Origin of the sequence: Paenibacillus hubeiensis (assembly GCF_032334105.1) — a bacterium.
GTDB classification, from domain to species: domain Bacteria; phylum Bacillota; class Bacilli; order Paenibacillales; family Paenibacillaceae; genus Paenibacillus; species Paenibacillus hubeiensis.
In genome coordinates, this window is the sequence record NZ_JAVYAE020000009.1 from 197,288 (window position 1) to 219,259 (window position 21,972).

Below are 21,972 nucleotides of genomic sequence, written 5' to 3' on the forward strand. Positions count from 1 at the left end.
CCGGCAAGGGCATGACGCATAGACTAGAAGGAACATACTGCGCGCCAGTACCGTAAAGCATGAAAGGAGGCCTGAAACAATGAAGGTTGGATTTATCGGAACCGGCAGCATGGGCAGCCTGCTGATCTATGCCATGATCCAATCCGGAGCATTGGAGCCCAGGCAGATCGCCGCGAGCAATCGGACCCCTTCCAAAGTACGTCAGTTAACCCTCCGTTATCCCGGCCTGCATGAGTCCCAGAGCAATCGAGAAACGGTCATTCGAAGCAAGATCGTATTTCTGTGCGTCAAACCGCTTGAATTCAAGCATGTCATCGATGAAATTTTGCCTGTTCTGCAACCCGAGCAGATTATCGTCTCCATCACGAGCCCGGTGCAAATACGCCATCTGGAAGCATCGCTTCCTTGCAAGGTGTCCAAAGTGATTCCCAGCGTGACCCACCAGGTCGGCAGCGGTGCCTCCCTCTGCATTCATGGCGAACGAATGACAGAGGAGGACCGTGCCGTGCTGGAAGGCTTGCTCAGCCATTTCAGCAGACCCTACCAGGTCGACGAGCAATGCACCCGAATCACTTCCGATTTTACCAGCTGCGGACCTGCCTTCATCTCGTTTTTCCTGGAGCAGTGGATCGACAGCGCAGTCAAGCTTACAGGGATCAAACGCGCGGATGCCTGCGCCCTTGCCGGCGAGATGCTCCTAGGAACAGGCAAGCTGCTCACCGAAGGAGGTTACACGCCGCAGGAGCTTCAGGCACGCGTTGCCGTGCCCGGCGGTATTACCGCACAGGCACTTGCGCTATTGAAAGCCAATCTGGATGGTGTTTTCGACAGCCTCATTCAAACCACCCACGACAAATACGAGGAAGATTTGATCAAGCTGGATGAACTGTTCAGAGCCAATGAGATTAACCGGCAACAATATTGACCAGCTTGCCTGGAACGGCAATGACCTTGCGAACGGTCTTGCCTTCCAGCGCCTGTTTGACAGCGTCCATTTCCAAGGTCAGGTCCTGCAGTCCCTGTGCGTCAAGATCTTTCGCAACCGTTGCGCGAGTTACGATTTTGCCGTTGATCTGAACGACGATTTCAACCTCGGCATCGACCGTCATCGCTTCGTCATATACAGGCCAAGCTACATAACTAATTCCGCCTTCATGTCCGAGACGGCTCCACAGCTCCTCTGCCATATGCGGTGCGAGCGGTGACAGCAGCTGCACGAAGTTCTCCATCGAAGCCAGCGGCAGGCTCTCGGCTTTGTAAGCATCGTTGATAAAGATCATCAGCTGGCTGATCGCCGTGTTGAAACGCAGGTTCTCCAGATCGTCCGTCACTTTCTTGATCGTTTTATGCGTTGTGCGCTTGAACTCTTCCGTTCCGCCGTCAACCGTAATTTTATCGTTGATGGCACCGGTGTCCTCGTTGATGAACAAACGCCATACACGGGACAGGAAGCGGTGCATTCCCTCAACGCCGCTTGTGTTCCATGGTTTGGTTGCTTCCAAAGGCCCCATGAACATTTCGTACAGGCGCAACGTATCCGCACCGAACTCGCCCACGATTTCATCCGGGTTAATGACATTGCCGCGGGATTTACTCATTTTTTCGTTGTTCGTCCCGAGAATCATGCCCTGGTTCACCAGCTTGTGGAACGGTTCCTTCGTGCTGACCACGCCCAGGTCGTAAAGAACCTTGTGCCAGAAACGCGCATACAGCAAGTGCAGGACCGCATGCTCGGCGCCGCCGATGTACAAGTCAACCGGCAGCCACTGTTGTTGTTTTTCTTGCGAAATCAGTTCCTTGTCGTTGTGCGGATCGATGAAACGCAGGTAGTACCAGCAGCTTCCCGCCCATTGAGGCATCGTGTTGGTCTCGCGACGCGCTTTCATGCCAGTTTCCGGATCTACCGTGTTGACCCATTCCGTCACATTGGCCAGCGGAGACTCGCCCGTGCCCGATGGTTTGATCTGGTCGATATCCGGCAGCAGCAGCGGCAGCTCCTCTTCCGGCACGGTTTTCATCGTTCCGTCCTCCAGATGGAGAATCGGAATCGGCTCACCCCAATAGCGTTGACGGCTGAACAACCAGTCGCGCAGACGATATGTCGTTTTGCCTTGCCCTTTGCCGTTCTCTTCCAACCAGGCGATCATTTTGGCGATCGCTTCTTCGTTGTTCAGGCCATTCAGGAATTCGGAGTTCACATGAGCTCCATCCCCGCTGTACGCCTCTTCCTCCACGTTTCCGCCCTCAACGACTTCAATGATATTCAGGCCGAATTGTTTGGCAAATTCCCAGTCGCGGGCATCGTGTCCCGGCACGGCCATAATGGCTCCCGTTCCATATCCGGCAAGCACATAATCGGCAATCCACACAGGCACTTTCGCGCCGTTTACCGGATTGATGGCATAAGCACCCGTGAATACGCCCGTTTTGTCTTTCGCCAAATCCGTGCGCTCCAGGTCGCTCTTGCGAGCCGCCTGTTCCTGGTAGGCTGCGACCGCTTCGCGTTGGTCGGCCGTCGTGATGGCATCCACCAATTCATGCTCCGGTGCCAGCACTGCATAACTCGCGCCAAACAGCGTATCCGGACGAGTCGTGAACACTTTGATGACTTCCTCGCGTCCTTCGATGGCAAAAGTCACTTCCGCGCCCGTCGATTTGCCGATCCAGTTGCGCTGCATATCCTTGATGCTCTCGGACCAATCCAGTTCCTCCAGATCCTCAAGCAAACGCTCGGCGTATTCCGTGATCTTCAGTACCCACTGGCGCATCGGTTTGCGCACGACCGGATGCCCGCCGCGCTCGCTCTTGCCGTCGATGACCTCTTCGTTGGCAAGGACCGTGCCCAATGCTTCACACCAGTTAACGGGTACTTCGTCTACGTATGCCAGCCCTTTTTTGTACAACTGGATGAAGATCCATTGCGTCCATTTGTAATATTCAGGGTCTGTCGTGCTGATCTCGCGGTCCCAGTCATAGGAAAAACCGAGCGACTTGATCTGGCGGCGGAAATTGTCGATGTTGCGGAACGTGATGTCCCGCGGATGTTCGCCCGTATCCAGCGCATGCTGCTCTGCCGGAAGGCCGAAAGCGTCCCATCCCATTGGATGCAATACGTTATAACCGCGCATGCGCTTGTAGCGGGAAACGATATCCGTTGCCGTATATCCTTCCGGATGGCCTACGTGAAGACCGGAACCGGATGGATACGGGAACATATCCAATGCATAAAATTTAGGCTTGGACGGGTCCTCCCCCGTCTTAAACGTTTTGTTTTCATCCCAGAACTGCTGCCACTTTTTCTCCATGGTTTGCGGCTGATAGCCATGCTTTGGCTGATGATGTTCACTCATCTGTGTTTCCTCCTCTGATCATTCCATCTATTTGCAACAAAAAAACCTCAGCATCCCGTAGCGTTTGCAGCGCTAGGGACGAGAGGTTGATTTCCCGTGGTACCACCCTAGTTAGCGGACGAACGTGCTTCGTTGTCCACTCCCTTTGGACCTGTAACGGCGGTGAACCGATGCGGATTTTCCATTCCCCGAAGGGCAAGATCCTTACAGGCATCAAAATGGTGTAATCACCGCATTTCTCCAAGGCGAGTTCGCGATATACTGCCAATCGGCTTGCACCAACCGCCGACTCTCTGTCATGTGCAGGACTCGTTACTGATCCTTATCATCGAAATATGTATTCGCTTTTGATCGGAAACATTATATTAAAAATTGGCACCAAAGTCAATATTGCTGCCCTTCGCCTCTGCGTATGCAGTTCAACGAGCTTTGGCTGCCTTTGTGTGTCCACGAATCAGGATAACCGGAAGCGCTCGATGCCCTCCTCAAGATTGCGGGTCGCCCATGCCACGTGTTCCTTGTTATCGAACTGCCGATACGCACATTCTATCCGGAGCACCAGATCAAAATACAGGTCGTAAAGGCTCCTTCTCTGCCGTTCGCTTGCCGTTGCAGCCGCTCTTCCATAACCTTTGACAAATCCGGGCGTATTGTTAAAATGACTGAAATAGTGCTCCATCAAAGGGTCAGCCCATAGCGAACGCTCAAAATCAATGATGGCCGTAATTTTGCCCTGTTCCACAAAAACATTGCCATCCCACAAATCCCAGTGGACCAGTACAGGTTCTTTTACATCAACCAAGACATCCGATTTCTCTTGAATTAAACGTTCGAGGTCTTCATAACCGATCGAAAATTCCACTCCAGCCTCTTTCCCATCTGCGAGCAAATCATCCATCAGGTTCAGGAAAGCTTCTTTCCAGGTAGCATATTGTGTTTTTCGCTCGGAAAAGTAGCCGAATTTTTCGCCCTTGATCTCATTGATTCTCCGATTGTAAGCGCCCAGCTGCTGTTCGATGGCTTCCTGCTCTTCCACACTGTATTGGTCTTTGACCTTGTTATAAGGCTTGCCTGGCATGTATTCCATAATAAAATACTCTGCAGGGACAAAGCTCCGCGAAAGATCATGGGCGAGCACACGGGGAACGGGAACATCCTGGAGATCCGCGGCGAGACGAAGTGCCTGCACCTCCGCAACCATCACATCCTGTTCACAGCGCATTCGTTTAATTCCGGAGGAAGGTGCAATTTTGAGTACAACTTTCTGTCCGTCATCCAACGTAATACAATAGGCATGGTTCGCCCATCCATCCGTCATCTCCTTGTATTCTCTGACACCTGTCCTGAAATGATGTTGAGTAATCCGGTTCAACTGTTCTGAAGTCAGCCTCGTTTTATAATTACTTTCCACTTTGCACCTCATTTACCTTATTCGTTAAGGGGATGACAATGTAAAGAAATATTTCCATACCCATTATGTCCGGCCCTCTCTACGCTTGCAAGACCTTTGATCACCTTCCAACATTTAAAGGCAAACTCACCGTAAAAACAGAGCCTCCTTCTGGTCTGTTCCCGGCCTGGACCCTTCCTCCCAGAATCTCAGTAATTTTCCATACAATGGACAGACCCAGGCCAGCACCACCCGTTTTGCGGTTTCTGGATTGCTCGCCTCTGTACAACGGCTTGAACAAATGCTGCAGGTCAGAACTGGCAATTCCAGGGCCTGTATCTTGAACAGCTATGGCCCATATGCCGTTATCACACGTTGCCTTCACTTCAATGCTTCCGCCTTCTGGAGTATAACGCAAGGCATTATCCAGAAGATTTCCGAACGCCCTTTGCAGCAGATATGGATCCGTCATGATTTCAGCTCCCTGCTCCGGCAATGACAGCGCAAGACGGATCTGTTTGCGATTCGCTTCTTCCTGATACCCCAGGATCAACTCGTTCAGTAATCCGTCCATTCGTGTGCTTGCAAGCGTTGGTTTGTCTTCAAACCAGTCGAGCTTGGTATATGTAAGCAGGTCGGTGACCAAGTGATTCAGAACATCTGCTTTAATACGGCAATTTCGGATATACCTTTGAGTTTTTTCGGGAGTGAAGGCAACGCCATTCTCCAGCCCTTCCAGATAACCACGGATGGCAAAAACGGGTGTTCTTATATCATGGACGATGGAAGCGATGAACAGCCGCCGCTCTTCTTCCATGGCCTGCTGCCGAATTAGGGAATGTTCCAGTTCGGCCCGCATTTTTTTGAAGCCTGCCGAAACCTCATGTACTTCTTTCACTCGGGAAGACGGAAGATCCACACAAAATTCACTTCTGGAAATCCCCTGTGCTGCCTGTCCCAGTTTCTTCAATGGTTTCAGCACCTGCTTGTTCAGGAACCAGGCACCTGTAAGCAAAATGATGGCAAGCAAACATCCCCAAATCACAAATCCGCCGTATTCCATAATCATTTTTTCAGCCAAGCTGCCATAGCTCCGCAATACCGGACCCTGATCCTGAATATAAACCATTCCGGTCAGCGTGTTCGTCGATGAATATACATAAAACTCATTTAATACGTTCCACTCCGAAAAGTCACCGACATTCTCCTTGGGCGTTATGTCTCCCCCTTCTTCAAGAATATATCCTCCTTCATCATATATGTTCGAGAAAATCTCCCGACGTTCTCTGTCCAGCAGCCGTATCCCAACATTCATTTTTTTGGAATCCTGCTCCAGCTTGATTTGCCACTCTTCGCTTTCCCACTGATCCCGCTGAGCCAAAATTCTCTGCTGCACCCATTCAATGCTGTATCCATCGTCGGTCGTTGCCATATTTGAATACCAATTCCCTGTTAATTTCACAACCGAAATTGGAACAAGCACTGTACACAAGATGATAATCAACAGCCACTGTTTTAATGATAACCGGCTTTTCATTAAAGATTGGAACCCCTTCATGACAACGGCTCTCCCGTAAATTTATATCCCGTTCCCCATACGGTCTGTATGTATTCGTTTCCCGTACTTCCCCTCTCAATCTTGTCCCTGATCCGGGCTATAAACACTCTTACCGAATGCTGATCTCCGTAGTGTTCTCCCCAGATTCGGTCGATGATCTGATCATGCGTAAACACCTGATTGCGATGTTTGGCCAGCAAAGCCAGCAAGTCAAATTCCTTGGTTGTGAGCGTAACCTTTTCACCATTCACCTCGACCTCACGTGCGGAGTAATCAATGCTCAAACCTTTGAATAAGCCGATTGCCAACGAAGTGGATTCCTCTTTGCCAAACCGCCGCCTCACCGCTTTGATTCTGGCAATAATCTCTCCCGGTGTGGCGGACTTAACGATGTAGTCATCCCCTCCGACGCCCAATCCTCTGATTTTATCGGTAGATTCCTCCCTGGCACTCAGAAACAAGACGGGAACATCCGAATATTCCCGAATGGCACGGCAGATTGTAAAACCCGACTCGCCGGGCATCATCACATCGAGCAGCACACAATCCACCCGATTTTGATTCATGATCCGCATGGCCGCTTCCCCGTTCTCCGCAGTAAGGACAGCATACCCCTCCATTTCGAGAAAATCACGCATAAGCTCTATAATTTCAATGTCATCATCCACAATCAAGATTACTTCCTGCATACTGTATCTCCCTTTCTCATCTGCTGTCCCATTATTATGGAGCATTCCTGTTGTTGATGGAACCTCCTAAACAGCGATTAGATAAAAGTACTATATTTTATTGATACATTATTGATCTTTTTCCCACAAAAAGGTGAGACATCTTCTGCATAATGATATCGATCAAAGCGATTCAGCAGATTTCCGTGAAAAGGAGAAAAGAGAAATGAGTAAACCCGTTTTACAAACCCACAATCTAAGCAAAGTCTACGGGGAAGGCAATCAAAGTGTTCCTGCCCTCGATGCTGTTGACCTGGCGATCCATCAAGGAGAGTTTGTTGCCATCATGGGACCCAGTGGTTCCGGCAAGTCCACATTGCTTCATCTGTTATCAGGTTTGGACAGGCCGACCCGTGGTAAAGTCATGCTGGACGGACAAGATTTATACGCCGGCACGGAATCCGCAATCACACTCACCCGCAGAGACAAGATCGGTTTTATTTTTCAGATGTTCAACCTGATTCAGGTACTAACGGCTCAGGAGAATGTAGCTTTGCCATTTCTGCTTGCTGGCAAGACTGACAGTAAAGTTAATAGCATGGCGTTGGATATGCTCAAAAAAGTAGGCATTGGGCATCTGGCAGCTTCATATCCATCCCAGATGTCAGGTGGACAGCAGCAACGGGTAGCCATCGCCAGAGCATTGATTACACACCCCCGCATCATGATGGCCGATGAACCTACGGGCAGTCTGGACTCCAAAACAGGGAAAGACATTCTGACGGTTTTGCGAAGCTTCTGTGATACAGGCAATCATTGCCTGGTTATGGTGACCCATGATGCAAGCGTCGCCTCTTATGCGCACAGAGTTCTTTTTATGAAAGATGGGAAATTGGTAGAAAACCTGAACCTGCAGCAGGACCCAAAAGTGAACCTGAGTCAGATCACATCCAGAATTGAGGGAATGCTGATATGAAGTGGATGTTAGCCCGTCTGGCTTGGCGTTTCTTGATTGCACGTAAAATAAGAGCCTTCTTTGCCATAATGGGAATAAGCCTGGGAGTTCTTCTTCTTGTATCGTCTCAGACGATGATGAGCACTTTGCAGCATTCCACTGAAGTTTCAGCGCGGGAGAGGTTCGGTGATTTTGATCTGATAGCAGGATATAACGAAGGGCAAAGGCTGCTTTCTTCCAAAGATATAACATGGATTAACAACCTCGAAGGGGTGCAGGAGACCACTCCGATCTTGCTGCCCTACACAGCAGGACACATGCCCGAAAATGTTGCTGTTCAACCCTTTTATTACAGCTTCAAAGCAGACCGTCTGGCCGCTGAGCATGAACTGCTTTCTCTGCAAACGGGATCATTTCCTGAAGATGCGCAAGTACTGATTTCCTCCAAATATGCCAAGGAGGCGGGGCTGGGGATCGGTTCGACCTTGACATTGCCTTTCCCACCCGCCGAAGATCAGACCGTAACGGTCTCGGGAATTCTAAAAGAAAGCGAAAGCTTGTCCCGTCTTTTTATTTTCAATTATGATTGGATCAGCAAGCTGACAGATCATACCGGACAGGCTAGTGCGCTGATCCTGAAGCTGGATAACGGGAATGTAAAGAGTGAGGTCATCGAGCAATTGAATGACCATTTCGACGGACTTACTATTGATCGCCGCAGCGCAAAGGAAGAGGAACAAAAAAATTTGGGTGGGCTTCGGCCGCTGGTAACCGGACTGTCCGTTATTGTTCTGCTTGGGAGTATTTTGATCGTCATTAGTACTTTGCAAATGTCGGTCCAAGAGAGACAGAAGGAACTGGCGGTTCTCCGGCTTTTGGGAGGCACACGGAGACAATTGTTCGAGATGGTCATTTGGGAAGCCTTGTGGATCAGTATTCTGTCCTCATTCATAGGATCCGCGGGGGGGATTATGCTGTGTTATGCTACTTCTGGGGTGCTTGAAAAATGGATGGGATATCGTGTGGATTCAGTTGTGGTATCCTATCCGGTGATTGCCGCTGTCATGCTCGGAAGTATTCTCGTTACACTGCTTGCTTCCTTCATCCCGGCTTATTCCTCCAGCAGAATGTCTCCACTTGCTGCCCACCGTCAACAGCCGGCACGTCTTACACAGCACTCTTTGTGGAAGCATATCGCCGTGTATTCCCTATTTGTTGGACTTATTGCACTTTCCATTCTGATCCCCGGGGGCAAGGAAACGTCCAAAACCGCGGTCATTATCGTCGGTGTACTGTTTGTTCTCCTATGTTTTTTGTGCATTTCCTTCCTGCTTAAGCCATTAATCAAAGGGATTGCACTGTGCCTGAAGCCTTTATATGCCATGGAAGGGACCATTGCTGGCAGAAATGCACTTAGCCGCATCGGACGAAGCAAACAAATCACCCGGGTAATCATGCTCTCCGTTATTGTCGGATTCGTAGGGTTCAGCGTTCTTGATAGCATAGTGAAGGAAACAGAAAAAAATATGGCCAATCAATTCCCCCTGGATTATATTATCCAGTCGGCCGAAGCTTCATATGAACCTGGATTCTCACCCGAACTGAGCAATCAGCTGAACCGCCTGAAAGGAATAGACAGTATTACAATAAGTTCAAGTCTCCTCGTAGATATCCCGGTTAATCAAATGTCACCGGATTGGAACGGTTCTGTGTTTAAAATTGATAACAAGGATCACGTGTTGGCAAGCCTGCAATCGATGGATTTGATCAAAGCTCAGCAGTTTTCTTCTTATCAGGTCGTTGAGGGTAAGATTCAGGATCTGCAAAAGAACCAGATTGTAGTCACGAAGGATTTCTGTCGTTACTTCGGGTACTCTATTGGGGATACACTGGAACTAAAGATGGATGAAGTCAGCGAGGCAGCTGGCGCTGCTCCCTTACAGATGAATATTGTGGGTGTTATCGATCAAAATCCATTGTTTCCGGGAGACGAAATGACCATGTATACTTCCGTTGACGCCGTTAACAGCTACCGGGAAGCCAAGGTGGAACAAATTCTGTTCAATATCACGGACAAGAATCAGCAGGAAGCCATAAAAGCACAGGTTCAGTCCCTACTTGAACAGCCCGAATATCAAAATACTGTATTTTATGACCGCATGGCGGAACTGGAGACGTTCTATCAGCAATACAAACAGCGTACGGCTTTTTTAACGGCCTCCATACTGCTTTTGACGCTTATTATCCTTGCCGGACTAATGAACATTATGTCCAGCAATCTAAGAGAAAGTCAAAAAGAGTTTGCCACGATGCGCTCCATCGGAAGCAAACCCTGGCAGGTCATCCGTTTAGCCTGGTTCGAAGGAATAATGATAGCGGTATCCGGGACTGTCATGGGACTCATTGCTGGCGTACTGTTACGTTATCAATTTTTGAGTGCTCTCGATGCCCAAAGCCCTGCTCCATACGGAATGATATTCATCATCCTGGCGATCAGTCCCATTATAGGCATTGCCTCTGCTCTGCCATCAACGTACTGGTTGTCCAAAATCCAATACAATCGGGATTAAAAAAAGAGCTGCCATTGCATAACATGCAGGCAGCTCTTTTACTCACTTTATTTTACAGCAACGTAGAACAGGCGCTGCGCCTCCGGCCCGGCTTCATCCCACTCAAAGTCTGCATAGACACCGACTTCCCTGAATCCTGCCTTAAGCAGCTCAAGCTTCATCCATTCCGGATCGTAGGCCCGCTGTACGTGCACTTCCTCGAAGCGCTGATACATGTCCTTGCCGGCTTCCTTCATGCGTGCAAAGATGCTCAAATGATGTTCGATTTCGCACCGCTCCCGGTCCATGTCGCATGTCCAGATATAGGACACGGCGCGTTCGTCCAATACAAAAGGCTGTTCGTCATCATATCGAATCAGGGTATTCGGATGATGCACGTCGAACATAAACGTGCCTTCCTCCTTCAGCATCGCGTACGTCCGCTGGAACGTGCGAACGACATCCTCTTTTTCGAGCAAATAATTGATGCAGTCGCAGAACGAAATGACCGAATCTACCGGCTCGGGAACGCTCCAGTCCCGCATGTCCTGCTGCACCCACCGCACGCTGCCTCCACGGTACATGCGATGGCCCTGCGGCGTGGCATCCATTTTGTTTCTTGCCACGGACAGCATGTCCGCTGACAAATCGATCCCGATCACTTCAAAACCCGAATTGACCAAAGGAATCGTGATGGAGCCCGTCCCGCAGCCCAACTCGACCACGCTTTTCGGCATGCCGTGCCGTTCCCAGGCCGTCCGCGCAAATCGGATCCAATCGGGATAGGGCATATCCTCCATTAATTCATCGTATACGTAGGCAAATCTACGGTAAGACATGTCAGACACCGCACTTTCGAATTCAATTTAAACCTTTTCCAAAAAGAAAGCAGGGCATCCGGCTTTCGTCCAGTTTACCCTGCCATCTTTATTCGGCATTCAGCTTTATTCCGAGAGGTGGCCAGCCGTCGGATCGAGCCAGATCCAAGCCCGTAGGGTGGAGATCTGCATATATCCTGTCGCAAGCCCGTCAAGGAATGGAAGCGAAGCGCCTATTTAGGTTGATCGTCGTCCGCAGGAACCGCGTCCGCGAGATATGTCCAGCTTTCTTTTTGCTTCACGAGCCCTTCTTTCATCAGTTTGCCAAGGCCCCTCTTAAACGCGGATTTGCTGATGCCGAACCGTTTCTTGATGATGTCCGGCGGCGTGCTATCGGAATATGGCATGCCGCCTGTCGGACGTTCCTTGAGGAACGCAAGCAGCATGTCCGCGTCCTCATTGCGTCCAACTTCCTTGCGAGGCGACATCGCAAGATTTACGCGTCCATCCTCGCGAACGAGCGTTACCCGGCATTTCACCTTTTCGCCAAGGCGCAGCATCCGGTTCCGTTCGGAAGAATGAATCATGCCGATGGCCCCGAAACCGAGCACTCCGCCTTCGACGAGCACGAATGTACCCATTTGCAGCGGCTTGTACACAAGGACGTCGACCCATTGATTCAGCCAGGTCGTCGGTGCATGGAACGCCAGCGGAGCAAGCTCCCGTTCGCCAACCAGCTTGGCCCGCAAACGCCCTTGCTTATCATGCTCCATGATCACGAACACTTCATCGCCAACCTGCGGGTGAAGCTCAGGCAGCTCGGGCAATTCGCGAATCGGGAGCAGCAGCTGCCGTCCAAGTCCCATCTCGAGGAAACAGCCTAAACGAGGATGAACATCAGCCACGACGAGGCGGCCCATTTCCCCCAGCGTCAGCAGCGGCTTTTTCATCGTAGCCGCGAGACGGTCCTCGGTATCAAAAAACAGAAATACTTCCAACGTTTCGCCAATCTTGATTTCTCTAGTCAGTTCCGTGTAATGGAGCAATACATCCTCCGTGCCTGTCGTCAGGAAGTAGCCGTACGGCGACACTTCGCGTGCAACGGGCAAAGAAACGATCGTACCCGCAATCAAACTCATACCGTCTCCACCACTTTGGCGTCAGACCACAGACGCTCGATGTTGTAGTATTCGCGTTCATCCCGATGGAATACGTGAACGACCACGTCTCCAAGGTCCATCAGTACCCAACGCGCCGAATCCATGCCTTCGATGCCGCGGATATTGACGCCGGCAGCGTGTGCCTGTTTGCGAATTTCCGTGGCGATCGACTGCACCTGCGTATCGGAATTCCCGTGACAGATCACGAAGTAATCCGCTACAAGGGAAATGCCTTTCAGATCCAAGGCAACGATGTTGGACGCTTTTTTATCGTCGGCGGCAGTAACCGCCATATTCATAAGTTCTTTCGATGATATTGTCATGAACCAACCTCCATGTTCGATAGTTGTAAAATCAAATCATTCCGGGCCAGCATCGTCAGCGGATAAATGACGCGCCGCTGGGAGATCAGCAGGCTGATCGTCGAATCAAAACCGGCAATGAGCCCCGCCTCCAGGCTTTTCTCGGCCTGTTCGCGGATCAGATCCACGCCGGGAAAATCCCTGCCCGGTTCAATATAGTCGGCAAGACATACCACTTTATCAAGCAGGCTCATCCCCACTCTCCCCGAGGTATGCCACTGAATGGCATTAAGGATTTCGGGGTCGTCAATGCCGTAATCGCGCCGGGCAACGAATGCGCCGACCTCGGAGTGCCACAATTGTTTGTCATGCCGCAGCAGTTCCTCGTTCAATCCGTTATTGCGAATGACGGCCTCCATCTCCGAGACGGGCCAATATTTGGCCACATCGTGCAGAATCGCCGCCAAGTCGGCTTTTACCGGATCAGCGCCATACTTTTCGGCAAGGCGCACGGCCGAATCCATGACGCCTTGCGTATGCTTCCATCGCTTTTCGGGCATCTGTCCGGAAACGGCGCGGATTAATTCATCACGGCTTAGCTCCATATAAACCGCTCCTTACAATGTATTCGTAAACCGAATCGGGAACCATGAAGCGGACGGAATGGCCGCTTGCCAATCGTCTGCGTATGGCTGTCGAGGAGATGTCCACCAGCGGCATCTCGGCCAGCAGCACTCGGCCTTGCAGCTCGTCAGGAAGATCATCCAGATGCAGCTGGAATCCGGGTCGCCCTACGCCGATGAAAGTAAGACGGGCTGCCAGCTCTTCGATCTGTTCCCATTTGGGCAAATAGTTCACCATGTCCGCTCCGATAATGAAATAAAAATCATGCTCCGGGTAGCGTCTCCAGAGCTCTCGCATCGTATCGATCGTATACGAGACACCGCCCAGCTCCATTTCGATATCCAGCACTTCGTACTGCTGCACATCCTTCACGGCAGCCGTCGTCATGTCCAGACGCTGCCGGCCCGAAGCTCCAGCCCCGCGTTTGTGCGGCGGCACATGCGATGGCATGAACCAGACTTCGTCGAGCGCATGCGAATCCCGGGCCGCCTCGGCCGCGAGCAGATGCCCCATATGGATCGGGTCGAACGTTCCACCCATGATGCCGATCTTCACCCGCTTCACCGCCTAAGGGAGTTCAATTTGCTTGTTGTCGCGCGATTCCTTGTACAGAACGATCGTGCTGCCGATCACCTGAACGAGTTCGCTGCCCGTCTCGCGCGCCAGCTCTGCGGCGATTTCGTTTTTGTCGTCCAGGCAGTTGTTGAGCACCTGCACTTTCATCAATTCACGTTTCTCGATCGCTTCCTCGATGTGACGGAACAAATGCTCGTTGGTTCCTCCTTTGCCGATTTGGAATACAGGGGTCAAATGATGTGCTTGCGAGCGCAAAAAGCGCTTTTGTTTTCCGGTTAACATAAATCCTTCATAACTCCTTATGCCGAGCAGGTCACGGAAAAAACAAAAACAACCTCGTTCAATGTCATTTCCGAACCTGAGCGTTCAATTATATTTTTAACAGGTTAAAACTGTTCAATACCGCGCGCCGCATCGTTTCTACCGGCGCAGGTACGCCGAGCCAGTGCTCGAAAGCCACCGCTCCTTGATACACAAACATGCCCAAGCCGCCGTGCACGATGCAGCCGCGCTTCTTCGCTTCCTGCAGCAGGCGGGTTTCCAGCGGGTTATAGATCAGGTCGCTTACGGCCGCCCCTTCCCGAATAAATGCAGGATCTACGGGAACATCGTCCACATAGGGATGCATGCCCGCGGATGTTGTGTTGATGACGATATCCGCTTCGGCCAATATCGATTCGGCTTGGTCCATGCCGCTGCCCACGATTTGTCCGAGACCATGGCTGCTCAGATCCGCAGCCAATGCAACAGCCCGGGCCGCAGTGCGGTTCAAAATGCTGATCCGTTCGGGCATTTCGAGGGCCAAAGCGTAAATGACGCCCCTGGCCGCTCCTCCGGCACCAAGAACGGCGATGTTCTTGCCTTTGAGATCAGGCACAGCTTCTTCCTTAAGGGACCGGACATATCCGATCCCGTCCGTGTTGTAGCCCGTCAGCCTGCCGTTTCTATTGACGATGGTGTTCACGGCCCCGATGAGCCGCGCGCTCTCGTCGATATGGTCGAGATACTGCATAACCTGTTCCTTGTGCGGAATGGTCACGTTAACGCCAAGATAACCAAGGGCAGCAATGCCTCGAACAGCCGCCTCCAGCTGCCCTGGCAGTACATGCAGCGGCATGTACATGCCGCTCACGCCTGCCGCCTGCAGGGCCGCATTATGCATGGCCGGGGATTTGGAGTGCGCGATAGGATCGCCCATTACCCCAAGCAGGACAGGAAGCGCAGCATGCTCTTTCTTCGATTCCGTCATTCGATTCGCCTCCGATCGGCCGGGATGCTCGCCGCAACCGTCATTTTAAATCAAGGATGGGCGGAGAAGCACGCGGATGCCTTTTGGCGCATGCACCGCGACCAGTGCCCCGTTCTCTCCGTTCGCCTTGATCCAGCCCAGACCGGAAATAAAAATGTCGGACTGGCTGCCGCGTTTGATGCGGAACTCGTGCCGGGTCCATTCAGGCATGTCCGCCGCGTTCTCGCGCGTCGGCGGCGACAGCAGCTCCCCGGCATGGTCGCGGTACAATTCGTCTGCACGCTCCAGCTTCGTGCGGTGAATGCCTAATGCGTTGCTGATATAACACGTAAAGGATTGGCGGTCTCCCTCGATGAAATCGAAGCGAGCCATGCCGCCAAAGAACAATGTCTGGCCTGCATTCAATTGATATACCGCCGGTTTAAGCGGCTTTTCCGGCATGATCGCGCCCAGATCCTTGCGGGACACGATCTCGCTGAATCGCCATGGATACATGATTCCGGGCGTATCGATGATATGTTTGCCATCGTCCAGCGGAATGTTCACCATGTCCAGCGTCGTTCCCGGATAACGGGATGTGGTCAGTTCCTGCTCCAGATCGCTGTAGTCGCGGATCAGCCGGTTGATCAGGGTCGATTTGCCGACATTGGTTCCGCCCACGACATATACGTCGCGGTCCCCGCGGTACTCGGACACCAGTTCAAGCAAACGATCGAAGCCCTGATTCTGCTTGGCGCTGCACAGCACCACGTCCACGGTGCGCAGCCCTTGCTCCTTGGCCTGTTTCTGCACCCAATTGCGGACTTTGTTCCAATTCGTTACTTTGGGCAGAAGGTCCGTTTTGTTGACGACCAGCAGCACCGGATTGTTGCCGACGAAGCGCTGCAGTCCGGAAATGATGCTGCCGTCAAAGTCGAACAGATCCACGATATGGATGACAAGCGCGTCCTTATTCCCGATTTTGCTGAGCAGCGCCAGGAATTCGTCCTGGTCTACCGTAACGGAAGAGGATTCGTTATAGTTTTTAATGCGAAAACAGCGCTGGCAAATGACCGGTTCGCGATCCAGCGCTTTCTCGGGGATGAAGCCGGGTTTTTCCGTATTTTCCGTCTGCAGATGCGCACCGCATCCGCTGCATTTCACGGCAAGTTGGCCGTTATGCGTTTCTGTCATTTCTTTTTATCCTCCTCAAGCCATAAGCCTTTCTTGCTCAAACGGGTAACGGCTATTCGCTCCACGCGCCGATTGAACCGGGTCATGAAGCCTTCGTCATCGATGGAGATGGGCAACACCAGCACCGTGTACAGTCCGAGGCGGTTGCCGCCAAACACATCCGTAAGCATCTGATCGCCAACGACCATCGTTTGTTCCGGCGTCAGGCCCATCATGTTCATCGCTTTGCGGAACGGCACGTTCGACGGTTTGCGCGCGCTGTGCACGTACTGGATGTCCAGCGGCGTCGCAAATACCGATACGCGGTTCAAATTGTTATTGGATACGATGATCAGCTTGAAGCCGACCTCTTTCACGCGCGCAAACCATTCGATCAGCTCCGGCGTGGCGTCGGGCGCTTTGGCTCCGACGAGCGTATTGTCCAGGTCTGTAATAATCCCGCGATAGCCTTGGGCATACAGTCCTTCCAAATCAATATCATAAACCGTGTCCACCCGAAGTTTGGGCATCAGCATTTTAAACAAAAAAAGTCACCTCAGTTTCATACGACACACTATATCACAAATCCATCTTCCCTGAAAATGCATCCAGCCCTGCCGGACAAGAAAAAGGAAAAAACGGGACAGGCCGAGGCTTAGGCCTGTTCCGCTTTCAGTTCCTTGCGCAGCCTCTGGGCTGTCTCATAAACCTTCTTCCAGTCATCGGCATGAACGGTCGCCGGACTATATCTGGCCTGCTCGAACGTGCGGAGCAGCTCCCCGAAGGTCCCCGCCGCCGCCGGTTTCGCCTGGCTCCAACGAACCACCGATTCCCGCAGCGTTTCGTCGCCGCTCCGCTTCAGCCCTTTTCGCTGCGCGTAACGAAGCCAGCGCTCCGTTTCCGCAATCACTTTTTGCTCTGGCGTCAGCGGGCCGCCGCTCCGAAGCCGGAGCAGCAGGAAACGAAGCGACAACCGGCTGCGCCAAAACATATATCCGATCCACAGCACAAGGATTGCACTGGCCATCCAGATCACGAAGGACGGAAGCGCAGACTTGGCCTGCTCCGGTGCCGCTGCCTGCTCCTCTTCTTCCTGCACCTGCTCTTCTTCCGCTTGCTCTTCCGGCTCGTCCGCAGGCTGCACCTCCGGCAATTCGGTCAACAGCGGCATGTCAAAGCCCGGCGTCGCTTCAACCGGAATCCATCCGTATTCGCCGAAGTAGATTTCGGCCCAGGAGTGGGCATCCGCATTCGTTACGGTATACGTCGTTTCGATATCGGCACCCGGCTGGCGCGGAGCCTGCATGTCCGAGTTCAGGGACAGCTGCCCGGGAGCATATCCTTTAACCCAGCGTGCCGGAATGCCCTCGGAACGGGCCATCATGACAAGCGCCGTAGAGAAATAGTCGCAATAGCCCTCCATCACTTCGAACAAAAAACCATCGACAAAGTCATCGCTGACTTTCCGGGACAAGTCCGGGTTGTTCGTGTAACTAAAGTTTTGCTGCAAATAGTTTTGCAGTAATGCCACCTTTTCATACGGCGTGCTTGCGGCCCCCGTAATTTCGCTGGCGAGATCTTTAACCCGCTGCGGAAATTTGGAAGGCATCTGCAAATACATGTCGTCGGCCGGATGACTATCGTACAAATCGTTGTACGTTTTGGTTCGTAGCTCATCCACCACGATGACCGGGGCCTCGGATACCACTGTATATGTTTTGGGATATTGGGGCTGATTGCGGTTCGTCACCACATGCAGTTCGGCCTGGTCGGCGTTCCAAAGCATGCGGTTCGACTGCTGCTCGCCTTCCACCGAGCTTACCTCGGAGATCGAATAGGCACCGAACAAAATGGGATAAACGTTGTCGTTCAGCATCGTGACTTTCTGCGTAACCTGCTTCGTTTTCCCGCTGCCCGCATCGTTGTTCTCCAATGCCTCGCCAGGCTGCACGGCCTCGGCCGATACTCTGCGGTTGTCGTCCCAGCCCGTACCGGTATATTCTTCCCGCGTTTCCCCGCGCCAATAACTGCGCTCACTGGTCGTGACCGACATGACGGGAGTATAGTCAAAATTGAATCCTCCGCCCAACTGGTTGTCTTCCCGGCTGTACCCGGACTCGGTGGAGGTTGGGATATCCAGCGTACCGTTTCCCGCCTCGATCGAACCGCTTCCGGTATAGTTCCGCCATGCCGTATACGGGTCCGTCAGGGTTGGCGGAACCTCGGGCATATTTACGCTCGCCACGATGATCAATGAAAAAATGATGGCAATGTTGGCGATAATTTTGTACGGATACCGAATCAGCCGTTTCCACCCTTGCGGATATTGCAATTGGAAGCTGCGGAAATGCTGGCATACCAGCCACCCCATCCCCGCAAACATGACCCAAGCCACTTCGGTCCAGAGCGGAATCCGGGTGAACGAATCCAAAATGCCCATGGACACGATGTTGATCCCTAAAAAGACAAGAATGCGCCGTTTCGTTGTCACCAGCCGGTGCGCCGCCTCCAGCATGGCCCATGCACACAGCGAAAACCAGACATAAGGAACCATGTGCAGCAGAAATTGCTCCGTTCGCTCCGTAAACGTTCCGTAAGGGATATATACGGAGTAATCCACTAAGGTTTTATGCAAAATAAAAAAGATAGCGATGACTTTGATGACCGTTCGATACAACAGTTTAAGCGGCAATATAATCTCCAAAACGCATACCGCCGCCATCGTCCAAAGCACCAGCGACGTCGTCTCGTTGTACCAGGATTCCTCGGTAAACGAGATCCACTGCAGCCCGATCAGGAAAATCCAAAGCAGGGATGCCGCATGGTACCAGGACCGTTTGCCTCTCGACAAATCTATAGGTGCGCTCATGCGGCTCCTCCTCCCATCACGGTCGGAAGCTCCTGCAGGCTGGAAACCGTAAACGCCCTCGTTCCCCGGCTTCGCAGCAGGGCAGTCCATTCTGCGCTTTGCCGCTCTTCCTTGATATCTACTAAAATGTGGCACGGCGTCATGCCGCGCTGATCTGCCCAACGCAGCAATTCAAGCACCTTCTCATCCTTCTGGGGAGAAACGACGACAAAATAGGCTCCTTGCGGCAGCTGGCGTGCCAATCTTTCCACACCAGGCAGCAAGCGTGCATCCCGACCGTCATGTTGAACGTCCACCAGATGATGAATCATCCTTTGCCGATCCAGCAAGCTCTCGCTGGGCGGAATCAGGGAAGGCTCGTCGGACAGCGTCATGAGTCCCATTCCCATCCTCTCCCGCGTGCCATACTCCAGCAGCGAGGCTACGGTGGATACGGCCAGTTCAAATGCCTCCGATCCCGCGTAGCTGGCGGCAAGCGCATCGAGTACAAGCACCGTTTTGGGAATGGATTCGTGTTCGAACTCCTTCGATTTCCACGTTCCCGTCCTTGCGGTTGCGTTCCAATGGATTCGGGATAACCGGTCACCGTATACGTAATCCCGCACCCCGTTGATTTGGGTCGTTTCGCGCCGCGAACGCGTCATCGCCGTCTGCGGCCCTGCCAATCTCGACTTGCGGTCATACAGCTGCCAAAACGGAATGAACACGGTTCGGGGGAGAACCCTGAATTCGCTATGCGCCTTGAAGGTGCCTTTGTGCTGAACGAGACCGAATATATCCTCGCTGGTGCACTCGGTATCCAGAAACGCATATTTCCCTCTTTCCAACGGAGGCGTCTGAAAGGTCAGTTCCCCCGTCCCCCGCATATTCGGCAGCAGGCTTTCCCGGAAAGACCAGGATTCGCCGTTATGGCGTCGCAGCATTTCCTTTACGACGACATAAGGAAGAGGCAGAAATCCTGGAATGCTCAATCGCAACCGAACCTGGACCTGGTCTCCCGCGTGAAGAAGCTCCTCGTGATCCTGACCCGACGAAAGGAAACGTTCCCCTCTGGCGCGCCTAACCCCGCCCAAACCCGCAATGACGAGATACACGCACAACAAGGTTACCATCGACAACAGCATAATGGACGTTTTGCCTCCCTGAAACAAAACGTAAGCCAGACAGCACAACCACACTGCCGCGATGCTCCACGCGCGGGGATGGCGTAGCTTTTTTCTGACCGAACCCATGATCTGTTTCATGATTTTATTGCCCCATCGTGACAGGCACGCGGACCTGATGCAGGATGGAAGCAAGCGCGGCTCCTGAACTCATGCTGTCCAGCCTTGCTTCCGGACGGAGCACGATTCGATGGGCCAGAGCGTAAGGAGCCATCGTTTTCACGTCGTCCGGAAGCACGTAATCGCGTTCCTGCAAAAACGCGAAAGCTTTCACGGCCATCATAAACGAGATGGCTGCCCGCGGGCTGGCACCCAGCAATACCGACGGGTGGGAGCGCGTGCTGCGAACGATGTCGAGCAGATATTCCATGACCGGCTCGCCAAGGAACACATCCTTGATTTCCTGCTGGATCACCGAGATCTGTTCCATGTTGGTCACCGACTCGAGCCGGTCGACGGGCTGTCCCGACTGGTGCTGCTTCAGCAGCGTTTTTTCAATATCCTTGTCCGGATAACCCAGACTGATCTTCAGCATAAAACGGTCCAGCTGCGCCTCGGGAAGCGTATACGTCCCTTCAAAGTCGATGGGATTTTGCGTGGCGCAAAGCATGAACGGATGTGGCAAATCGTACGTATCGCCGTCCACGGTCACGCTGCGCTCCTCCATGACTTCCAGCAGAGCGGATTGGGTTTTGGTGGTCGCCCTGTTGATTTCGTCCGCGAGCAGAATGTTGGTCATGACAGGGCCCGGACGGAAATAAAAGCGCTCGTCGCGCGGATGGAATACCGATACTCCAGTAATGTCGCTTGGCAATATATCAGGATTACATTGAATGCGGCGGTATTCGCCGCGCATCGATTTGGATAAGGCCTTGATCAGCTGCGTCTTGCCGGTTCCGGGTACGTCTTCGATCAACACGTGTCCACCTGCAAGCAATGCTGTGAGCAAAAGCTGGATTTCAAAGGATTTCCCCATAATGCACGATTCCAGATTGGAACGGACTGCCGAAATGATTTGGATCGATTCTTTGCGCACAGGCATTTGGTCTAAACCTCCTAAAAAAGCAAACAGATTTCCTTTTATTGTACATGATTGTAGGTCCTGAGTACACTCGAAGGAAATCGCAATTTGTTTCCAGCGGCCGCCTCTGCCGCAAAGTTTGTCCATTTACGACAAAAAAGCCCGGAGATTACCGGGCCATTGCCATTTTGCTTTTTGCCGCTGAACGCCCGGCGATTATCCTTTGGGACGGACGACCAATGCCGCCAGAAAGGAAAAAATAATCGCCGAGGAAATGCCCGCCGCGGTCACGTCAAAGATGCCCGTAATGACACCGAGCCATCCATCGCGTTCCAATTCGGTCAGCGCCCCATGAACCAACGAGTTGCCAAAGCTCGTAATCGGAATGGATGCCCCCGCGCCAGCGAACTTGACAAGCGGATCGTACCATCCGAACGCATCAGCCAACGCACCAGCCACGACCAACGTACTCATCGTATGCGCAGGGGTCAGCTTGACGCCGTCCATCAAAATTTGCCCAATCACGCAGATGAGGCCCCCGATGATAAAAGCCCACAAAAACTGCATC

At 52.4% G+C, this 21,972-nt stretch carries 20 protein-coding genes and 1 other annotated feature; of the genes, 3 read left to right on the plus strand and 17 right to left on the minus strand.

What is annotated here, in order from left to right:
- The first annotated feature begins 79 nt into the window (after positions 1 to 79).
- Positions 80 to 925 (plus strand): late competence protein ComER, encoded by an 846-nt coding sequence (gene comER, locus RSX24_RS21670; protein ID WP_343261750.1) that lies wholly within the window; start codon positions 80 to 82, stop codon positions 923 to 925.
- On the opposite strand, the gene leuS is transcribed toward comER, so the two are convergent.
- From leuS to RSX24_RS21690, 4 genes are all read right to left on the minus strand, one after another.
- Positions 906 to 3,350, minus strand: coding sequence for a leucine--tRNA ligase (gene leuS, locus RSX24_RS21675; RefSeq protein WP_339273888.1), 2,445 nt, complete (start codon positions 3,348 to 3,350; stop codon positions 906 to 908). The genes comER and leuS overlap by 20 nt on opposite strands.
- A gap of 71 nt (positions 3,351 to 3,421) precedes the next feature.
- Positions 3,422 to 3,688 (minus strand) — a binding site (T-box leader).
- A gap of 116 nt (positions 3,689 to 3,804) precedes the next feature.
- On the minus strand, positions 3,805 to 4,761 hold the full coding sequence (locus tag RSX24_RS21680; protein WP_236421283.1) for a phosphotransferase family protein: 957 nt from the start codon (positions 4,759 to 4,761) through the stop codon (positions 3,805 to 3,807).
- 100 nt (positions 4,762 to 4,861) lie between these two features.
- The gene (locus tag RSX24_RS21685; RefSeq protein WP_236421282.1) at positions 4,862 to 6,172 is read right to left on the minus strand and encodes a HAMP domain-containing sensor histidine kinase; all 1,311 of its coding nucleotides are present in this window, start codon (positions 6,170 to 6,172) and stop codon (positions 4,862 to 4,864) included.
- 122 nt (positions 6,173 to 6,294) lie between these two features.
- Positions 6,295 to 6,987, minus strand: coding sequence for a response regulator transcription factor (locus tag RSX24_RS21690; RefSeq protein ID WP_236421281.1), 693 nt, complete (start codon positions 6,985 to 6,987; stop codon positions 6,295 to 6,297).
- A 205-nt stretch (positions 6,988 to 7,192) separates the two neighbouring features.
- Here RSX24_RS21690 and RSX24_RS21695 point away from each other — a divergent pair, with 205 nt between their 5' ends.
- Positions 7,193 to 7,942: an ABC transporter ATP-binding protein gene (locus RSX24_RS21695; protein WP_343261751.1), complete on the plus strand. Its 750-nt coding sequence runs from the start codon at positions 7,193 to 7,195 to the stop codon at positions 7,940 to 7,942.
- Positions 7,939 to 10,491, plus strand: coding sequence for an ABC transporter permease (locus tag RSX24_RS21700; protein ID WP_343261752.1), 2,553 nt, complete (start codon positions 7,939 to 7,941; stop codon positions 10,489 to 10,491). Before RSX24_RS21695 ends, RSX24_RS21700 begins: the two co-directional genes overlap by 4 nt.
- Positions 10,492 to 10,538: 47 nt before the next feature.
- On the opposite strand, the gene RSX24_RS21705 is transcribed toward RSX24_RS21700, so the two are convergent.
- The 13 genes from RSX24_RS21705 to spoVAE form a co-directional block, all read right to left on the minus strand.
- Entirely contained in the window at positions 10,539 to 11,309 is a 771-nt protein-coding gene (locus tag RSX24_RS21705; RefSeq protein WP_236421279.1) for a class I SAM-dependent DNA methyltransferase, read from the minus strand.
- Between the two features lie 212 nt (positions 11,310 to 11,521).
- Positions 11,522 to 12,427: a CvfB family protein gene (locus tag RSX24_RS21710; protein WP_343261753.1), complete on the minus strand. Its 906-nt coding sequence runs from the start codon at positions 12,425 to 12,427 to the stop codon at positions 11,522 to 11,524.
- Positions 12,424 to 12,771, minus strand: coding sequence for a ribosome silencing factor (gene rsfS / locus RSX24_RS21715; protein ID WP_236421277.1), 348 nt, complete (start codon positions 12,769 to 12,771; stop codon positions 12,424 to 12,426). Before rsfS ends, RSX24_RS21710 begins: the two co-directional genes overlap by 4 nt.
- Positions 12,768 to 13,355 carry a bis(5'-nucleosyl)-tetraphosphatase (symmetrical) YqeK gene (yqeK, locus tag RSX24_RS21720; RefSeq protein WP_236421276.1) on the minus strand — a complete coding sequence of 196 codons (588 nt, stop codon included), beginning with the start codon at positions 13,353 to 13,355 and terminating at the stop codon, positions 12,768 to 12,770. Before yqeK ends, rsfS begins: the two co-directional genes overlap by 4 nt.
- Positions 13,339 to 13,929 carry a nicotinate-nucleotide adenylyltransferase gene (locus tag RSX24_RS21725; RefSeq protein ID WP_339273891.1) on the minus strand — a complete coding sequence of 197 codons (591 nt, stop codon included), beginning with the start codon at positions 13,927 to 13,929 and terminating at the stop codon, positions 13,339 to 13,341. Before RSX24_RS21725 ends, yqeK begins: the two co-directional genes overlap by 17 nt.
- A gap of 12 nt (positions 13,930 to 13,941) precedes the next feature.
- Positions 13,942 to 14,232: a ribosome assembly RNA-binding protein YhbY gene (gene yhbY / locus RSX24_RS21730; protein WP_236421274.1), complete on the minus strand. Its 291-nt coding sequence runs from the start codon at positions 14,230 to 14,232 to the stop codon at positions 13,942 to 13,944.
- Positions 14,233 to 14,320: 88 nt separating this feature from the next.
- On the minus strand, positions 14,321 to 15,199 hold the full coding sequence (gene aroE, locus RSX24_RS21735; protein ID WP_343261754.1) for a shikimate dehydrogenase: 879 nt from the start codon (positions 15,197 to 15,199) through the stop codon (positions 14,321 to 14,323).
- A gap of 45 nt (positions 15,200 to 15,244) precedes the next feature.
- Positions 15,245 to 16,372 carry a ribosome biogenesis GTPase YqeH gene (gene yqeH, locus RSX24_RS21740; protein ID WP_236421272.1) on the minus strand — a complete coding sequence of 376 codons (1,128 nt, stop codon included), beginning with the start codon at positions 16,370 to 16,372 and terminating at the stop codon, positions 15,245 to 15,247.
- Positions 16,369 to 16,896: a YqeG family HAD IIIA-type phosphatase gene (locus RSX24_RS21745; protein ID WP_236421271.1), complete on the minus strand. Its 528-nt coding sequence runs from the start codon at positions 16,894 to 16,896 to the stop codon at positions 16,369 to 16,371. Before RSX24_RS21745 ends, yqeH begins: the two co-directional genes overlap by 4 nt.
- A gap of 110 nt (positions 16,897 to 17,006) precedes the next feature.
- Positions 17,007 to 19,220, minus strand: coding sequence for a transglutaminase TgpA family protein (locus RSX24_RS21750; protein WP_343261755.1), 2,214 nt, complete (start codon positions 19,218 to 19,220; stop codon positions 17,007 to 17,009).
- Positions 19,217 to 20,452 (minus strand): DUF58 domain-containing protein, encoded by a 1,236-nt coding sequence (locus RSX24_RS21755; RefSeq protein WP_236421300.1) that lies wholly within the window; start codon positions 20,450 to 20,452, stop codon positions 19,217 to 19,219. Before RSX24_RS21755 ends, RSX24_RS21750 begins: the two co-directional genes overlap by 4 nt.
- Positions 20,453 to 20,468: 16 nt before the next feature.
- Complete coding sequence (locus RSX24_RS21760; protein WP_343261756.1) at positions 20,469 to 21,425, minus strand: AAA family ATPase; 957 nt, start codon at positions 21,423 to 21,425, stop codon at positions 20,469 to 20,471.
- 195 nt (positions 21,426 to 21,620) lie between these two features.
- Positions 21,621 to 21,971 carry a stage V sporulation protein AE gene (gene spoVAE / locus RSX24_RS21765; RefSeq protein ID WP_236421268.1) on the minus strand — a complete coding sequence of 117 codons (351 nt, stop codon included), beginning with the start codon at positions 21,969 to 21,971 and terminating at the stop codon, positions 21,621 to 21,623.
- Position 21,972: the final 1 nt, after the last annotated feature.

What these genes read in the sequence shown, in the direction of transcription:
- comER (WP_343261750.1), top strand. Translation starts at nt 80, where the DNA reads ATGAAGGTTGGATTTATCGGAACCGGCAGCATGGGCAGCCTGCTGATC.
- leuS (WP_339273888.1), bottom strand. Translation starts at nt 3,350, where the DNA reads ATGAGTGAACATCATCAGCCAAAGCATGGCTATCAGCCGCAAACCATG.
- RSX24_RS21685 (WP_236421282.1), bottom strand. Translation starts at nt 6,172, where the DNA reads ATGGCAACGACCGACGATGGATACAGCATTGAATGGGTGCAGCAGAGA.
- RSX24_RS21690 (WP_236421281.1), bottom strand. Translation starts at nt 6,987, where the DNA reads ATGCAGGAAGTAATCTTGATTGTGGATGATGACATTGAAATTATAGAG.
- RSX24_RS21695 (WP_343261751.1), top strand. Translation starts at nt 7,193, where the DNA reads ATGAGTAAACCCGTTTTACAAACCCACAATCTAAGCAAAGTCTACGGG.
- RSX24_RS21700 (WP_343261752.1), top strand. Translation starts at nt 7,939, where the DNA reads ATGAAGTGGATGTTAGCCCGTCTGGCTTGGCGTTTCTTGATTGCACGT.
- RSX24_RS21705 (WP_236421279.1), bottom strand. Translation starts at nt 11,309, where the DNA reads ATGTCTTACCGTAGATTTGCCTACGTATACGATGAATTAATGGAGGAT.
- RSX24_RS21710 (WP_343261753.1), bottom strand. Translation starts at nt 12,427, where the DNA reads ATGAGTTTGATTGCGGGTACGATCGTTTCTTTGCCCGTTGCACGCGAA.
- rsfS (WP_236421277.1), bottom strand. Translation starts at nt 12,771, where the DNA reads ATGACAATATCATCGAAAGAACTTATGAATATGGCGGTTACTGCCGCC.
- yqeK (WP_236421276.1), bottom strand. Translation starts at nt 13,355, where the DNA reads ATGGAGCTAAGCCGTGATGAATTAATCCGCGCCGTTTCCGGACAGATG.
- yhbY (WP_236421274.1), bottom strand. Translation starts at nt 14,232, where the DNA reads ATGTTAACCGGAAAACAAAAGCGCTTTTTGCGCTCGCAAGCACATCAT.
- aroE (WP_343261754.1), bottom strand. Translation starts at nt 15,199, where the DNA reads ATGACGGAATCGAAGAAAGAGCATGCTGCGCTTCCTGTCCTGCTTGGG.
- yqeH (WP_236421272.1), bottom strand. Translation starts at nt 16,372, where the DNA reads ATGACAGAAACGCATAACGGCCAACTTGCCGTGAAATGCAGCGGATGC.
- RSX24_RS21750 (WP_343261755.1), bottom strand. Translation starts at nt 19,220, where the DNA reads ATGAGCGCACCTATAGATTTGTCGAGAGGCAAACGGTCCTGGTACCAT.
- RSX24_RS21755 (WP_236421300.1), bottom strand. Translation starts at nt 20,452, where the DNA reads ATGGGTTCGGTCAGAAAAAAGCTACGCCATCCCCGCGCGTGGAGCATC.
- RSX24_RS21760 (WP_343261756.1), bottom strand. Translation starts at nt 21,425, where the DNA reads ATGCCTGTGCGCAAAGAATCGATCCAAATCATTTCGGCAGTCCGTTCC.
- spoVAE (WP_236421268.1), bottom strand. Translation starts at nt 21,971, where the DNA reads ATGCAGTTTTTGTGGGCTTTTATCATCGGGGGCCTCATCTGCGTGATT.